Raw genomic sequence first — 14,819 nt, forward strand, 5'->3', positions numbered from 1 at the left:
CGGGTAAGGCGTAGCCGCCACCCGACACAGTCTTACGCGACGTCTTCGTACTGAGGAACCGGGTTACGGAAGCTCTTCGTGACGCAGGCCAGGTAAACCAGGCCGATACCCGCCCAAATCAGGCCAAGCACCATCGAGCTCTCTTCCAGGTTAACCCACAGCGCGCCCACGGTCAGGGCACCACACATCGGCAGGAACAGATACTGGAAGTGATCTTTCAGCGTCTTGTTACGCTTTTCACGGATCCAGAACTGAGAGATAACCGACAGGTTAACAAAGGTGAACGCCACCAGCGCACCGAAGTTAATCAGCGCCGTTGCCATCACCAGGTCAAAGTTAATCGCCAGAAGCGCGATCGCACCGACCAGGATAATGTTCATCGCCGGGGTACGCCAGGTTGGATGCACGTAGCCGAAGAAGCTTTTCGGGAATACGCCATCGCGGCCCATTACGTACATCAGACGTGCAACGCCTGCATGCGCGGCCATACCGGACGCCAGTACGGTGATGGTGGAGAAGATCAGCGCGCCGACCTGGAACGCTTTACCCGCCACATACAGCATGATTTCCGGCTGAGACGCATCCGGATCCTTGAAGCGAGAGATATCCGGGAAATACAGCTGCAGGAAATAGGTTGAGAAAATAAAGATCAGACCGCCAATCAGCGCCGTCAGGAAGATGGCACGAGGAATCACGCGCTCTGCATCTTTCGTTTCTTCAGACAGGTTGCTGATCCCGTCAAAACCGGTAAAGGAGAAGCACAGAATGGTTGCCCCGGTAATCATCGGGATCACATGCGCATCACCAGACCAGAACGGTTTGCTGCTCGCCAGGGTGCCCGCGCCTTCGCCGTGGAATACGCCGTAAATAACCATGCCAAGAATAACCGCAATCAGCACAACCTGAAGCACAACGATAACAGAGTTAAAGTTGGCAACGGACTTGATGCTGCGCAGGTTAAAGGCCGTCATAAAGGCCACCAGCGCCACGACGAACATCCACGAGGGAATCGATGGCACCAGCGCTTCAAAATAGATTTTTGCCAGCAGAATGTTGATCATCGGCGCGAACAGATAGTCGAGCAGCGAAGACCAGCCCACCATAAAGCCAACCGTCGGGCTGATGGATTTCTGGGCATAGGTGTAGGCGGAACCCGCAGACGGATAGCGACGCACCAGCTTACCGTAGCTCAGCGCGGTAAAGAGGATCGCAATCAGCGCGAAGCCGTAAGCCGTCGGCACATGACCGTCGGTGAGGCCCGATACGATACCGAATGTATCGAACAGCGTCATCGGTTGCATATAGGCCAGGCCCATCATAACAACCGGAATCAACGTAAGCGTTTTACGTAATTCCACGCGAGAGGTGTTTGGAGTTGCGTTATGCGACATAGTTAATCTCCTTTACGGTGATAACCGCCACGTAAGCGAAAAATTGCCCCATTTCTTTCTTCCTCAGCGACAACAACTGTCGGATTTTAGTAAATATCTATCCGGTACGAAGCCCGGCCTCTTGGTTTTTAGTTTCGTTTCGTACATGCAAAAAAAAATAACCGACGCCTTTTATATCGTCGATTATTCATTTGGTTGCAGCGGCCGCATTTTGCCCCACATCGGATACAAAAGGCAATACTTTGCAACGCAGCGGGTAATTTTCTTTTTTCTAACTGGCTGATTTCTCGGCACTGCCCTGAGCATATACAGCAGCGATAGCACTATTTGCTAAAATTTCGTCCCGCCACCAGGCGCTGGCGAGCCCGGCGGTTTGCTCATTCCAGCCCACCCATACCGATTCATGGCTGTTTTGAGCAAGTACCTGTTTTTCAACAAGCGCACCGCTGTCAATGTACCGCTGTGCCAGATAGCGGGGCAAATAACCGCAGCCCAGACCGCTGATTTGCAGCTCCAGCTTGGTTTTAAAGTCGAAAACGGTGATGGCCTCCTGCTCGTCAAGCAGCTGCGAGGAAACCGCACATTCCGGGCGAGAGCTGTCCCCGACCACGATGGCGCGGTAGCCTTTAATCACGCGGCGGTTAAGCGGCTCAGCTTCCTGAGCCAGCGGATGATGGGGCGCTACGGCGAACACCTGCTCCAGCACGCCCAGACGCGCAAAGCCAAACTCACTTAACTGGGGAGGCTCGTGGAGTGCACCGACAAAAATATCCGCCCTGCCCTGGGTTAGGGCATCCCAGGAGCCCCCCAGCACGCCGTTGATAAAGATCAGCCGCGTCACGCTGTGGTGTTGATAGAAAGCCTCAATCAGCGGCGTCAGGAGAGAAAACGGGAAAGTGTCATCCACGCCAATCACCAGCTCGTTTTCCCATCCCTGGTGAAGTTTGACGGCCTGTTTTTCGAGTTCACGAACGGTATGGAGGACTTCACGGCCTTTTTCCAGCAGCATCTGTCCGGTGCGGGTAAAACGGGCGCGATGCCCGGAGCGATCGAGGATCTGGATATTGAGGTCGCTTTCCAGTTTTTGGACGGTATAGCTCAGGGCCGAAGGGGTTTTGTAGAGTTTTGCCGACGCAGCGGCAAAGCTTCCCTCTTTTTCCAGTGCATCCAGAATAATAAGAACATCCAGCAGCGGTTTCATGCTCGCCCCCTTTCGGTGTGCGACGGTCTCCGCTGCGGGATTTATTCCATGGGCATCACCAGCGGATCGGGATACTGATACTCAAACCCCAGCTCATGACAAATGCGATTGCCATCAACAATTTTGCCTTTACTGCCATCCTTTGCCTCACCAAAGACCGGCGGAGCCAGGCCCAGCTGACGTGCCATCAGCGGGTAAAACGTGCTGCGCGCCGGATGAGACGGTGCACATATATTATAGATGTGTCCGCCTTTCGGAGCCTGTAAGAGTAGCTCAATCGCGCCAACCACATCATCAAGATGCACAAGATTGACAACATGTTGGCCATCTGGCGCCGACTTCCCGGCAAAAAAGCGTCCCGGATGACGACCCGGGCCTACCAGCCCCGCCAGACGTACGATATCAACCTGGGTGCCGGGAAGATGATGCAGCCAGTCTTCCAGCTCTTTCAGAACCTGACCGCTCGCCGTAACGGGACGGCGCTCGGAAGTCTCTTTTACTACGCCCTCAACCTCACCATAGACCGACGTCGAGCTGGTAAAAATAATGCGCGGAACATGATGCGCCAGCGCGCTGTCGACAATCTCCTGCATCGCCTGCAGGTAAAATGATTCGCCCGGGCCGCTGCGCCGCGCGGGTAGCGTAATTACCAGCGCATCGACGTTCATCAGGGTGTCCAGATCGTCCGCATCACACACCAGTTCCGGCTCCAGACGCAGTTCAACGCCATCAATACCGCACATGCGCGCTGCTTCGACCCCATCTCGGGTGGTCTTGCTCCCGGTCACCTGCCAGCCTTTCGCGGCTAATGACATCGCCAGCGGCATTCCGAGCCATCCTAAACCGACAATCGCGACCTTTTTCATGCGAATTCTCCTGACTCTTACTCGTCTTTCATAAGGCTACGCCAGCCCGGCAGAACACACAATTCATAGCATCAATATGAAATGAATTAATGATCAAAAAAAGCCCTTGCAATATGTCGCACAACTGGTTTAGGTTAAAAGACATCAAATGAATAAGCATTCATCGAGAATTTATATGACACGCGTTCAATTTAAACACCACCATCATCACCATCATCCTGACTAGTCTTTCAGGCGATGTGTGCTGGAAGACGTTTGGATCTTCCAGTGGTGCATGAACGCATGAAAAAGCCCCCGGAAGATCTTCTTCCGGGGGCTTTTTTTTGGACCGAATTCAGACAGGTTAAAACAGGTTAACGAGGAATAAAGAATGTTAGATAACTCACGTTTACGCATAGCTATTCAAAAATCAGGCCGTTTGAGTGACGATTCACGCGAACTGCTGGCCCGCTGCGGGATTAAAATTAACCTGCACACCCAGCGCCTGATTGCTCTGGCTGAAAACATGCCCATCGACATTCTGCGCGTGCGTGATGACGATATTCCCGGCCTGGTCATGGATGGCGTCGTTGACCTCGGCATCATCGGCGAAAACGTACTGGAAGAAGAGCTGCTGACCCGCCGCGCGCAGGGCGAAGACCCGCGTTACTTCACCCTGCGTCGTCTGGACTTCGGCGGCTGCCGCCTGTCGCTGGCAACGCCGGTTGATGAAGCGTGGGACGGCCCGGCGGCGCTGAACGGCAAACGTATCGCCACCTCCTACCCTCACCTGTTAAAGCGCTATCTGGATCAGAAAGGCGTGCAGTTTAAATCCTGTCTGCTGAACGGTTCTGTTGAAGTGGCGCCGCGTGCGGGTCTCGCGGACGCCATCTGTGACCTGGTCTCTACCGGCGCGACGCTGGAAGCGAACGGTCTGCGCGAAGTGGAGGTGATCTACCGCTCCAAAGCGTGCCTGATTCAGCGTGACGGCGAGATGGCCGACGCTAAGCAGCAGCTGATCGACAAACTGCTGACCCGTATTCAGGGCGTCATTCAGGCGCGTGAATCCAAATACATCATGATGCACGCCCCAACCGAGCGTCTGGATGAAGTCATTGCCCTGCTGCCGGGCGCCGAGCGCCCAACCATCCTGCCGCTGGCGGGCGATCAGCAGCGCGTGGCGATGCACATGGTGAGCAGCGAAACCCTGTTCTGGGAAACCATGGAAAAACTGAAGGCGCTGGGCGCAAGCTCCATCCTGGTGCTGCCGATTGAGAAGATGATGGAGTAATGGCCATGAGCTTTAACACAATCATCGACTGGAATACTTGTAGCGACGCACAGCAGCGCGAGCTGCTGATGCGCCCGGCGATTTCCGCCTCTGAAAGCATCTCGCGCACCGTGGCGGAGATCCTGGATAACGTCAAAGCCCGCGGCGATGACGCGCTGCGTGAATACAGTGCAAAGTTTGATAAGACGGAAGTCGGCGCATTACAGGTTACCGAGCAGGAAATGACTGATGCCAGCAATCGTCTGGGTGATGACATCAAGCAGTCGATGGCCGTTGCGGTGAAAAACATTGATACTTTCCACACCGCGCAAAAGCTGCAGACCGTGGATGTGGAAACCCTGCCCGGCGTGCGTTGCCAGCAGGTAACCCGCCCGGTTGCCTCCGTCGGCCTCTATATTCCCGGCGGCTCTGCCCCGCTTTTCTCCACCGTACTGATGCTGGCGACACCCGCGCGCATTGCCGGGTGTCAGAAAGTGGTGCTGTGCTCGCCGCCACCGATAGCCGACGAGATTCTGTATGCGGCGAAGCTGTGCGGCGTGCAGGCGGTCTATAAAGTGGGCGGCGCGCAGGCGATTTCGGCCCTGGCGTTTGGCACAGACGCCATTCCTAAGGTCGATAAAATATTTGGCCCGGGCAATGCGTATGTGACCGAAGCCAAGCGCCAGGTCAGCCAGCGTCTGGACGGCGCGGCCATCGATATGCCTGCCGGCCCGTCTGAAGTGCTGGTGATTGCCGACAGCGGCGCCACGCCGGATTTCGTCGCGTCCGACCTGCTTTCCCAGGCGGAACACGGCCCGGATTCGCAGGTCATCCTGCTGACGCCGGATGCCGATATGGCGAAACGCGTGGGCGAAGCCGTGGAGCGTCAGCTTGCCGATCTGCCCCGCGCCGACACGGCACGCCAGGCGTTAGCGGCCAGCCGCCTGATTGTGGCGCGCGATCTTGAGCAGTGCATTGCCATTTCTAACCAGTACGGCCCGGAGCACCTGATCATTCAGACCCGCAACGCGCGCGATCTGGTCGACAGCATTACCAGCGCGGGCTCGGTGTTCCTCGGCGACTGGTCTCCGGAGTCCGCGGGCGATTACGCCTCCGGCACCAACCACGTGCTGCCAACGTATGGCTATACCTCAACCTGTTCCAGCCTGGGACTGGCGGATTTCCAGAAACGCATGACCGTGCAGGAACTCTCCCGCGAAGGGTTTGCCTCACTGGCGTCCACCATTGAAACTCTGGCCGCCGCCGAGCGTCTGACCGCCCACAAAAATGCCGTTACGCTGCGCGTTGCAGCCCTGAAGGAGCAAGCATGAACATTGAAGAATTAGCCCGCGAAAATGTCCGTCGCCTGACGCCCTATCAATCTGCGCGTCGTCTGGGCGGTAAAGGGGATGTCTGGCTGAACGCCAACGAATATCCAACGGCGGTGCAGTTTGAGCTGTCGCAGCAAACGCTGAACCGTTATCCGGAGTGTCAGCCGAAGGCGGTAATCGAAAACTACGCGCAGTATGCTGGCGTGAAGCCAGAGCAGGTGCTGGTCAGCCGCGGCGCGGATGAGGGCATTGAGCTGCTGATCCGCGCGTTCTGCGAGCCGGGCAAAGACGCCGTCATGTACTGCCAGCCGACCTACGGCATGTACAGCGTCAGCGCGGAAACCTTTGGGGTGGCGTGCCGCAACGTGCTCTCCCTGGAGAACTGGCAGCTGGATCTGCAGGGCATTGCCGACAATCTTGACGGCGTAAAAGTCGTCTTTGTCTGTAGCCCAAACAACCCGACCGGCCAGATTATTAACCCACAGGATATCCGAACCCTGCTGGAGATGACGCGCGGAAAAGCGCTGGTGGTCGCCGACGAAGCCTACATCGAGTTCTGCCCGCAGGCAACGCTGGCAGGCTGGCTGGAAGAGTATCCGCACCTGGTGGTGCTGCGTACGCTGTCGAAGGCTTTCGCCCTCGCGGGTCTGCGCTGCGGATTCACCCTGGCGAATAAAGAGGTCATCGACCTGCTGCTGAAGGTGATCGCTCCGTACCCCCTCTCGACGCCGGTTGCCGATATTGCGGCACAGGCGCTGACGCCTCAGGGGATTAACGCGATGCGCGAGCGCGTGGCGCAAATCCTGGAGGAACGTCAGTACCTGGTGACCGCCCTGAAGGATATCCCGTGCGTGGAGCAGGTATTCGACTCGGAAACCAACTACATCCTGGTGCGCTTTACCGCCTCCAGCGCCGTATTTAAATCTTTGTGGGATCAGGGCATTATCTTACGAGACCAGAATAAACAACCTTCTCTGAGCGGATGCCTGCGCATTACCGTCGGCACCCGCGCAGAGAGCCAGCGCGTAATTGACGCCCTGAAAGCGGAGAAAGTATGACCCAGAAGATCCTTTTCATCGATCGTGACGGCACCCTTATTTCGGAGCCACCAGCTGATTTTCAGGTCGACCGATTCGACAAGCTGGCGTTTGAACCTGACGTGATCCCGGTGCTGCTCAAGCTGCAAAAAGCCGGATACAAGCTGGTGATGATCACCAACCAGGACGGTCTGGGTACCGACAGCTTCCCGCAGGCAGACTTTGACGGCCCGCATAATTTAATGATGCAGGTGCTGACCTCTCAGGGCGTGGTGTTTGATGAAGTGCTGATTTGCCCGCACATGCCAGCCGATGAGTGTGACTGCCGTAAGCCAAAGGTGAAGCTTGTCGAGCGCTATCTGGCAGAGGATGTGCTGGATAAGGCCAACAGCTATGTCATCGGCGATCGCATCACTGATATTACGCTCGCGGAAAACATGGGCATCGCGGGGCTTCGCTACGACCATAACAACCTTAACTGGGCGATGATTGGCGAACAACTGACAAAACGTGACCGCTACTCGCACGTTGAACGTAACACCAAAGAGACGCAGATTGATGTGAAGGTCTGGCTGGACCGCGAAGGCGGCAGCAAGATCCACACCGGCGTGGGTTTCTTCGACCACATGCTGGATCAGATTGCCACCCACGGCGGTTTCCGCATGGAGATCACGGTAAAAGGCGATCTTTATATTGACGATCACCATACCGTGGAAGATACCGGCCTGGCGCTGGGTGAAGCCCTCAAGCTGGCGCTCGGTGATAAACGCGGCATCAACCGTTTTGGCTTTGTCCTGCCGATGGACGAGTGTCTGGCGCGCTGTGCGATGGATATCTCCGGACGTCCGCACCTGGAATATAAAGCAGACTTCAATTACCAGCGCGTGGGCGATCTGAGCACCGAAATGGTGGAGCACTTCTTCCGTTCATTGTCCTACACCATGGGCCTGACGCTGCACCTTAAGACCAAAGGCAAGAACGACCACCACCGCGTAGAGAGTCTCTTCAAGGCCTTCGGCCGCACGCTGCGCCAGGCAATCCGCGTGGAAGGTGACGCCCTGCCCTCATCAAAAGGAGTCCTGTAATGAACGTGGTGATTCTGGATACCGGATGCGCCAACCTGAACTCCGTAAAGTCGGCGATTGCGCGCCACGGCTACGAGCCGGTGGTCAGCCGTGACCCGGACGTGGTGCTGCGTGCCGACAAGTTATTCCTGCCGGGCGTGGGCACTGCGCAGGCGGCGATGGTTCAGATCCACACGCGCGAGCTGGTCGATCTGATCAAGGCTTGTACCCAGCCGGTGCTGGGGATTTGCCTGGGCATGCAGATTCTTGGCCGCCGCAGCGAAGAGAATAACGGCGTTGACCTGCTGGGCATTATCGACGAAGACGTGCCGAAGATGACCGACCACGGTCTGCCTCTGCCGCATATGGGCTGGAACCGCGTGTACGCCAAAGCGGGCGACAGGCTTTTTCGCGGCATTGAAGACGGCGCGTATTTTTACTTCGTACACAGCTACGCCATGCCGGTGAACGTGAATACGATCGCCCAGTGCACTTACGGCGAGGCGTTTACCGCAGCCGTGCAGAAAGACAATTTCTTCGGCGTACAGTTTCACCCGGAGCGCTCAGGCGCCGCGGGCGCGCAGCTGCTGAAAAACTTCCTGGAGATGTGATGATTATTCCCGCGTTAGATTTAATTGACGGCACGGTTGTCCGTCTTCATCAGGGCGATTACGGGCAGCAGCGAGACTACGGAAACGATCCGCTGCCGCGTCTGCAGGATTATGCCGCCCAGGGGGCTCAGGTGCTGCATCTGGTCGATTTAACAGGTGCGAAAGACCCGGCAAAACGCCAGATCCCTCTGCTGAAAAATCTGGTTGCCGGTGTTGATGTGCCGGTACAGGTGGGCGGCGGCGTACGTACAGAAGATGACGTTGCGGCACTGCTGGACGCGGGCGTAGCGCGCGTGGTGGTCGGTTCAACCGCGGTGAAAGAGCCTGAGATCGTAAAAGGCTGGTTCCGCCGCTTTGGCGCCGACGCGCTGGTACTGGCGCTGGACGTGCGCATTGATGAACAAGGTAATAAGCAGGTGGCGGTCAGCGGCTGGCAGGAAAACTCTGGCGTGACGCTGGAGGCGCTGGTCGAGATGTATCTCCCCGTTGGCCTGAAGCACGTGCTGTGCACGGATATCTCCCGTGACGGCACGCTGGCGGGCTCCAACGTCTCGCTGTATGAAGAGATCTGCGCGCGTTATCCGCAGGTGGCGTTCCAGTCTTCGGGCGGAATTGGTGATTTAAACGATATTGCCGCGCTGCGCGGAACGGGCGTACAGGGCGTGATTGTGGGCCGAGCCCTGCTGGAAGGTAAATTTACGGTGACGGAGGCGATTCAATGCTGGCAAAACGGATAATCCCTTGCCTGGACGTACGTGACGGCCAGGTCGTGAAAGGCGTGCAGTTCCGCAACCACGAGATCATTGGCGACATCGTTCCGCTGGCAAAACGCTATGCTGATGAAGGCGCAGACGAGCTGGTGTTCTACGATATTACCGCGTCCAGCGATGGCCGCGTAGTCGACAAAAGCTGGGTAGCTCGCGTGGCGGAAGTGATCGATATTCCGTTCTGCGTGGCGGGCGGGATTAAATCCGCTGACGATGCGGCCCAAATTCTCTCGTTTGGTGCCGACAAGATTTCCATCAACTCCCCTGCCCTGGCCGACCCGGAGTTGATTACTCGCCTCGCCGATCGTTTTGGCGTGCAGTGTATTGTGGTTGGGATCGACACCTGGTATGACGTCGCAACGGGCAAGTACCACGTCAATCAATATACGGGTGACGAAAGCCGCACGCGCGTGACGCAGTGGGAAACGCTCGACTGGGTGCAGGAAGTGCAGAAACGTGGCGCGGGCGAGATTGTGCTGAACATGATGAACCAGGATGGCGTGCGTAACGGGTATGACCTCGAGCAGCTGAAAAAAGTCCGTGCAGTCTGCCACGTTCCGCTGATTGCATCGGGCGGCGCGGGCACCATGGAACATTTCCTCGAAGCCTTCCGCGATGCTAACGTGGACGGCGCGCTGGCCGCTTCCGTGTTCCACAAACAGATTATTAATATTGGTGAGTTAAAAACGTACCTGGCCGACCAGGGCGTGGAGATCAGGGTATGTTAACAGAGCAACAACAGGCGCAGCTGGACTGGGAAAAAACGGATGGATTACTGCCGGTGGTTGTCCAGCATGCCATCTCAGGCGAAGTGCTGATGCTGGGCTATATGAACCAGGACGCGCTGGCGAAAACGATCGAAAGCGGCAAAGTGACGTTTTACTCCCGCACGAAACAGCGTCTGTGGACCAAAGGGGAAACCTCGGGTCATTTCCTGAACGTGGTCAGCATTACGCCTGACTGCGATAACGATACCCTGCTGGTGCTGGCAAACCCAATCGGTCCGACCTGCCATAAGGGCACCAGCAGCTGCTTCGGCGAGGCGAGTCATCAGTGGCTTTTCCTGTATCAACTGGAGCAACTGCTGGCAGAACGTAAAACGGCAGATCCCGAGAGTTCTTATACCGCGAAGCTGTACGCCAGCGGCACCAAGCGAATCGCGCAGAAGGTGGGTGAAGAAGGCGTTGAGACTGCGCTGGCCGCGACCGTGCATGATCGCGAGGAGCTGACGAATGAAGCCTCTGATTTGATGTATCACCTGCTGGTGCTCCTGCAGGATCAGGCGCTGGATTTGACGGCGGTGATTGAGAATTTACGTAAAAGACATAAATAAACATCCTACCGGGGGAGCGCTCGCTCCCCTTTTCCTGTAATAAAGCAGTTATCATTCCTTCCGTGAGCGGGTATCATCAGCCGATAGTGTAAACGCACGATTCTATGCGTTAAGAGTTACTCATTTAACATTGAGGTTGAAGATGAAATTTCTGGTCACCGGCGCTGCCGGCTTTATCGGTTTCCACGTCAGCGAGCGCCTGCTGCAGGCAGGACATCAGGTTGTAGGAATTGATAACCTTAATGACTATTACGATGTCAATCTGAAGCAAGCGCGACTGGATCTGCTTACATCCGACAATTTCACTTTCCATAAGCTGGATCTGGCCGATCGCGAAGGGATGGCCTCGTTGTTTGCAGCTGAGAAGTTTGACCGCGTGATCCACCTCGCCGCGCAGGCTGGCGTACGTTACTCTCTGGAAAATCCGCACGCTTACGCGCAATCAAACCTTATCGGCCATCTCAACGTACTGGAAGGCTGCCGACACAACAAGGTGCAGCATTTACTGTATGCTTCTTCCAGCTCTGTTTACGGCCTGAACCGAAAGATGCCTTTCTCCACCGATGACTCGGTTGATCACCCGGTTTCCTTGTATGCCGCGACGAAAAAATCCAACGAACTGATGTCGCATACCTACTCTCATCTTTACAATCTCCCGACGACCGGCCTGCGCTTTTTCACCGTGTATGGGCCATGGGGCCGTCCGGACATGGCGCTGTTTAAATTTACTAAGGCCATGATTGAAGGCAAAAGTATTGATGTTTACAACTATGGCAAGATGAAGCGCGACTTCACTTATATCGATGATATTGTTGAAGCTATTATTCGCCTGCAGGATGTTATCCCTCAGGCCGATGCGAACTGGACCGTTGAGACAGGGTCTCCGGCGTCCAGCTCTGCGCCGTACCGTGTTTACAACATTGGCAACAGTGCGCCCGTAGAGCTGATGGATTACATCACCGCGCTGGAAGAAGCGTTAGGCAAAGAAGCGGATAAAAATATGATGCCTGTTCAGCCAGGTGACGTGCTCGAAACAAGCGCGGATACCACGGCGCTCTATGACGTGATTGGGTTTAAGCCGAAAACGTCGGTGAAGGAAGGCGTGAAGAATTTTGTGAACTGGTATCGGGCTTTTTATAAGCTTTAAAACTATACACAGGCATAATATTTAAAAACCCTCTCTATCCACCTTTTTAAAGGTGGATTTTTCATTTTGGGTTAACAATATAACACCGCCAACATCAGCATGTTTTAATTATATATCAGAAGTCATTCCTGATAGCTTTGTCGTGGTTGCAGTATTTTTATTTCTGGCTATTTAAAAATAAGACAACTTACTATCAAAATTCCAATAAACAACGTAAAAGACGCATCCGTTTTCCCAGATGCGTCTTCATGAGTATAATTAACGACTGGAAGTCGAAACAGAAGGTAACAAGATAGCTCTCATTTTTTTAGTTAAGATCCTGACTAAGGGCTCCGTCAATATTGCCATAACAACACTTGAGAAAAGTATAAATAAAAACACACACAAAGACTCAAGCCCTGAAGAAATACGCCCGCCAATTTTACTCATGACAAAATAGAGAATCTGATGATGAAATAAAAATGCAACGAATGCATGTTTTGCAAAATAACTGGTAATGTTTCTGAGCCAGTCTATACATCCCAAAAACTCAATCAAATAAACAGCTATTGAAAATAAAGAAACACCAAAAATTAACATGTACAGTTGCGGCATTATGCTTTCACGAGCAGGAACTGCAATAGCTAAGGCTAACATTCCTGCTAACATTGCATAGAGACGATTTTTTTTGTCCTTTAAAATAAAATAAGCATAGCTCATGCCAAATAAAAAATCTGGCAACCGCATAAGAGGATTACAATTAATATAAACAGAGAACAGTTTTTGATAGTTAAGTCCAACAGCAAAAAATATAGCTGACACGACTCCCCATGCAATTACTGGCATTTTCTTGATAGCTTCATACAGCACAGGAAAGAATAGATATGTGATAATCATATAACCTGTATACCATTCCCCCACCAGATAATAGTTCTGCATCCGATAAAGAAAAAAGCCATCAAGACCAATTATTGAGAGAATAAATTTCCAATAATGCCCATCTCCAACAAAACTGCCTTTGATAATTAGCATAAGTGCAGCAACAATTAAATAACTTATCCAAAACGATGGGAATATTGCAAGCACTCTTTTTTTCAGAAAAAGAACATAGTCATTATTGTCTTTGGTGCTGATAACCAAAGACAACCCGGAAATAATGATAAACATAGAAATGCCAACATCACCCATTGTCTGACCGAAATAGGACAATTCACCGAGCTTTAAAAAACCGGGGTAGTTGTAATATATTTCCACATTATAATGGAACAATACGATCATAAAAAATGATATCACTCTTATGAAATCTGGCGCAAATAGACGCATATTTGAAGTTGTTACATTATTATTGTTCATTTATCATATTCCAGTGGTCATTTCAAAAACAGAAATATAGATAGCGAATGTAATACTATTGAATAAATATCAGCAATTCAATGGACATTCGATATGAGAAATCACTTAGGTAGGAACGATGCGCATAATTATAAATAGACAGCTCAAACTGGCACCACCATAGGTTGGGGTGCCAGAATGTTCAATCAGTCACTACCAAATAAATCGCGCGTGTAGACTTTATCTGCAACATCCGCCAGTTCTTCAGCCATGCGGTTAGAAATGATTACATCGGCTTCTTGCTTGAATGCATTTAGATCCCGCACAACGCGCGAATGGAAGAACTCGTCCTCCTGCATGACAGGTTCATAAATAATGACCTGTACACCCTTGGCCTTGATACGCTTCATGATCCCCTGAATGGATGAAGCGCGGAAGTTGTCGGATCCACTTTTCATAATCAGACGATAGACGCCCACCACTTTAGGCTGACGGGAAAGAATGGAGTCCGCCACGAAATCTTTACGTGTGCGGTTGGCGTCCACAATCGCCGAGATAATATTGTTTGGAACGGAGTGATAGTTTGCCAATAGCTGCTTAGTATCTTTAGGCAGACAGTAACCGCCGTAGCCAAAAGAGGGATTGTTATAATGGTTACCAATTCGTGGATCGAGGCAAACACCTTCGATGATCTGACGACTGTTAAGTCCAAGGCTCTCAGCATAGCTGTCCAGTTCATTGAAGTAAGCAACACGCATTGCCAGATAGGTGTTGGCAAAGAGCTTGATGGCTTCCGCTTCTGTTGAGTCGGTAAAGAGCGTCGGAATATCTTTCTTCGTCGCGCCCTCCTGCAACAGCGCCGCAAAGCGCTCTGCACGCTCAGAGCGTTCGCCAATCACGATTCGTGATGGATGCAGGTTATCGTAAAGCGCGCGACCTTCACGCAAGAATTCTGGCGAGAAAATAACGTTATCGATACCGTACTTCTCTTTAACCGACTGGGTAAAACCAACCGGAATGGTGGATTTAATGATCATGACCGCATCTGGATTGAACTCAATGACATCACGGATGACCGACTCAACGCTTGAGGTATTAAAATAGTTGGTTTTGGGATCGTAATCTGTAGGGGTGGCGATAATCACATATTCTGCCCCCACGTAAGCATCACGCTTGTCAGTCGTAGCGCGGAAGTTTAACGGCTTCGTTGCCAGATACTCTTCAATCTCTTTATCTACAATCGGGGACTGCTTCTTATTGAGCATGTCCACTTTGGCCTGAACGATATCTAGCGCGACCACTTCGTGATTCTGAGCAATAAGAATACCGTTGGAGAGACCTACATACCCTGTACCGGAAATAGTTATTTTCATTTGCGAGTAACTTCTGTAAGTGAACTGTTAAGATGACCCGAGGACCATCATGATAACCAATGACTGTTGGGCTTTTTACCTCCTGCCTTGTGGGACTGTCAAGGCGAAGCCAGAGGATTAGCCCGTCTCGTGACAACA

At 53.1% G+C, this 14,819-nt stretch carries 16 protein-coding genes and 1 other annotated feature; of the genes, 10 read left to right on the plus strand and 6 right to left on the minus strand.

Going from position 1 to position 14,819, the window contains the following annotated elements; genetic code table 11:
* Positions 1 to 32 precede the first annotated feature (32 nt).
* The 4 genes from plaP to ACMGGQ_RS13195 form a co-directional block, all read right to left on the minus strand.
* Entirely contained in the window at positions 33 to 1,391 is a 1,359-nt protein-coding gene (plaP, locus tag ACMGGQ_RS13180) for a putrescine/proton symporter PlaP (RefSeq protein ID WP_008499462.1), read from the minus strand.
* Entirely contained in the window at positions 1,381 to 1,443 is a 63-nt protein-coding gene (yoeI, locus tag ACMGGQ_RS13185; RefSeq protein WP_100245854.1) for a membrane protein YoeI, read from the minus strand. Before yoeI ends, plaP begins: the two co-directional genes overlap by 11 nt.
* Positions 1,444 to 1,662: 219 nt before the next feature.
* Positions 1,663 to 2,592 (minus strand): LysR substrate-binding domain-containing protein, encoded by a 930-nt coding sequence (locus tag ACMGGQ_RS13190; protein WP_045908598.1) that lies wholly within the window; start codon positions 2,590 to 2,592, stop codon positions 1,663 to 1,665.
* A 41-nt stretch (positions 2,593 to 2,633) separates the two neighbouring features.
* Positions 2,634 to 3,458 (minus strand): SDR family oxidoreductase, encoded by an 825-nt coding sequence (locus tag ACMGGQ_RS13195; protein ID WP_045908599.1) that lies wholly within the window; start codon positions 3,456 to 3,458, stop codon positions 2,634 to 2,636.
* A 175-nt stretch (positions 3,459 to 3,633) separates the two neighbouring features.
* On the opposite strand from ACMGGQ_RS13195, the gene hisL reads away from it, so the two are divergent.
* The 10 genes from hisL (at position 3,634) to ACMGGQ_RS13245 (ending at position 11,997) form a co-directional block, all read left to right on the plus strand.
* Positions 3,634 to 3,684, plus strand: a complete 51-nt coding sequence (gene hisL, locus ACMGGQ_RS13200; protein WP_001364200.1) for a his operon leader peptide — start codon at positions 3,634 to 3,636, stop codon at positions 3,682 to 3,684.
* Positions 3,660 to 3,783 (plus strand) — a sequence feature (His leader region). (Overlaps the previous gene by 25 nt.)
* Before the next feature lie 45 nt (positions 3,784 to 3,828).
* On the plus strand, positions 3,829 to 4,728 hold the full coding sequence (gene hisG / locus ACMGGQ_RS13205) for an ATP phosphoribosyltransferase (protein ID WP_000886595.1): 900 nt from the start codon (positions 3,829 to 3,831) through the stop codon (positions 4,726 to 4,728).
* A 5-nt stretch (positions 4,729 to 4,733) separates the two neighbouring features.
* Positions 4,734 to 6,038 (plus strand): histidinol dehydrogenase, encoded by a 1,305-nt coding sequence (hisD, locus tag ACMGGQ_RS13210; RefSeq protein ID WP_420290143.1) that lies wholly within the window; start codon positions 4,734 to 4,736, stop codon positions 6,036 to 6,038.
* Positions 6,035 to 7,096 carry a histidinol-phosphate transaminase gene (hisC, locus tag ACMGGQ_RS13215; RefSeq protein ID WP_021241431.1) on the plus strand — a complete coding sequence of 354 codons (1,062 nt, stop codon included), beginning with the start codon at positions 6,035 to 6,037 and terminating at the stop codon, positions 7,094 to 7,096. Before hisD ends, hisC begins: the two co-directional genes overlap by 4 nt.
* Positions 7,093 to 8,160, plus strand: a complete 1,068-nt coding sequence (gene hisB, locus ACMGGQ_RS13220) for a bifunctional histidinol-phosphatase/imidazoleglycerol-phosphate dehydratase HisB (protein ID WP_048223958.1) — start codon at positions 7,093 to 7,095, stop codon at positions 8,158 to 8,160. Before hisC ends, hisB begins: the two co-directional genes overlap by 4 nt.
* Complete coding sequence (hisH, locus tag ACMGGQ_RS13225; RefSeq protein WP_420290144.1) at positions 8,160 to 8,750, plus strand: imidazole glycerol phosphate synthase subunit HisH; 591 nt, start codon at positions 8,160 to 8,162, stop codon at positions 8,748 to 8,750. Before hisB ends, hisH begins: the two co-directional genes overlap by 1 nt.
* Positions 8,750 to 9,487 (plus strand): 1-(5-phosphoribosyl)-5-[(5-phosphoribosylamino)methylideneamino]imidazole-4-carboxamide isomerase, encoded by a 738-nt coding sequence (hisA, locus tag ACMGGQ_RS13230; protein WP_023616231.1) that lies wholly within the window; start codon positions 8,750 to 8,752, stop codon positions 9,485 to 9,487. The genes hisH and hisA overlap by 1 nt, the downstream gene beginning before the upstream one ends.
* Positions 9,469 to 10,245: an imidazole glycerol phosphate synthase subunit HisF gene (gene hisF / locus ACMGGQ_RS13235; protein WP_061714814.1), complete on the plus strand. Its 777-nt coding sequence runs from the start codon at positions 9,469 to 9,471 to the stop codon at positions 10,243 to 10,245. Before hisA ends, hisF begins: the two co-directional genes overlap by 19 nt.
* Positions 10,239 to 10,850 (plus strand): bifunctional phosphoribosyl-AMP cyclohydrolase/phosphoribosyl-ATP diphosphatase HisIE, encoded by a 612-nt coding sequence (gene hisIE / locus ACMGGQ_RS13240; protein WP_045908603.1) that lies wholly within the window; start codon positions 10,239 to 10,241, stop codon positions 10,848 to 10,850. Before hisF ends, hisIE begins: the two co-directional genes overlap by 7 nt.
* A gap of 142 nt (positions 10,851 to 10,992) precedes the next feature.
* Positions 10,993 to 11,997 carry an NAD-dependent epimerase gene (locus ACMGGQ_RS13245; protein ID WP_420290145.1) on the plus strand — a complete coding sequence of 335 codons (1,005 nt, stop codon included), beginning with the start codon at positions 10,993 to 10,995 and terminating at the stop codon, positions 11,995 to 11,997.
* Between the two features lie 258 nt (positions 11,998 to 12,255).
* Here the strand turns inward: ACMGGQ_RS13245 and ACMGGQ_RS13250 are convergent, their stop codons facing one another.
* Both ACMGGQ_RS13250 and ugd read right to left on the minus strand, forming a co-directional pair.
* The gene (locus tag ACMGGQ_RS13250) at positions 12,256 to 13,329 is read right to left on the minus strand and encodes an acyltransferase family protein (RefSeq protein ID WP_420290146.1); all 1,074 of its coding nucleotides are present in this window, start codon (positions 13,327 to 13,329) and stop codon (positions 12,256 to 12,258) included.
* A 185-nt stretch (positions 13,330 to 13,514) separates the two neighbouring features.
* The gene (ugd, locus tag ACMGGQ_RS13255) at positions 13,515 to 14,681 is read right to left on the minus strand and encodes a UDP-glucose 6-dehydrogenase (protein WP_045908606.1); all 1,167 of its coding nucleotides are present in this window, start codon (positions 14,679 to 14,681) and stop codon (positions 13,515 to 13,517) included.
* Positions 14,682 to 14,819 lie beyond the last annotated feature (138 nt).

The organism is Enterobacter sp. BNK-13, assembly GCF_048685015.1.
Taxonomy (GTDB): Bacteria; Pseudomonadota; Gammaproteobacteria; order Enterobacterales; family Enterobacteriaceae; genus Enterobacter; species Enterobacter quasiroggenkampii.

Coding starts and splice junctions, on each gene's coding strand:
- plaP (WP_008499462.1), bottom strand. CDS start 1,391: ATGTCGCATAACGCAACTCCAAACACCTCTCGCGTGGAATTACGTAAA.
- ACMGGQ_RS13190 (WP_045908598.1), bottom strand. CDS start 2,592: ATGAAACCGCTGCTGGATGTTCTTATTATTCTGGATGCACTGGAAAAA.
- ACMGGQ_RS13195 (WP_045908599.1), bottom strand. CDS start 3,458: ATGAAAAAGGTCGCGATTGTCGGTTTAGGATGGCTCGGAATGCCGCTG.
- hisG (WP_000886595.1), top strand. CDS start 3,829: ATGTTAGATAACTCACGTTTACGCATAGCTATTCAAAAATCAGGCCGT.
- hisD (WP_420290143.1), top strand. CDS start 4,734: ATGAGCTTTAACACAATCATCGACTGGAATACTTGTAGCGACGCACAG.
- hisC (WP_021241431.1), top strand. CDS start 6,035: ATGAACATTGAAGAATTAGCCCGCGAAAATGTCCGTCGCCTGACGCCC.
- hisB (WP_048223958.1), top strand. CDS start 7,093: ATGACCCAGAAGATCCTTTTCATCGATCGTGACGGCACCCTTATTTCG.
- hisH (WP_420290144.1), top strand. CDS start 8,160: ATGAACGTGGTGATTCTGGATACCGGATGCGCCAACCTGAACTCCGTA.
- hisA (WP_023616231.1), top strand. CDS start 8,750: ATGATTATTCCCGCGTTAGATTTAATTGACGGCACGGTTGTCCGTCTT.
- hisF (WP_061714814.1), top strand. CDS start 9,469: ATGCTGGCAAAACGGATAATCCCTTGCCTGGACGTACGTGACGGCCAG.
- hisIE (WP_045908603.1), top strand. CDS start 10,239: ATGTTAACAGAGCAACAACAGGCGCAGCTGGACTGGGAAAAAACGGAT.
- ACMGGQ_RS13245 (WP_420290145.1), top strand. CDS start 10,993: ATGAAATTTCTGGTCACCGGCGCTGCCGGCTTTATCGGTTTCCACGTC.
- ACMGGQ_RS13250 (WP_420290146.1), bottom strand. CDS start 13,329: ATGAACAATAATAATGTAACAACTTCAAATATGCGTCTATTTGCGCCA.
- ugd (WP_045908606.1), bottom strand. CDS start 14,681: ATGAAAATAACTATTTCCGGTACAGGGTATGTAGGTCTCTCCAACGGT.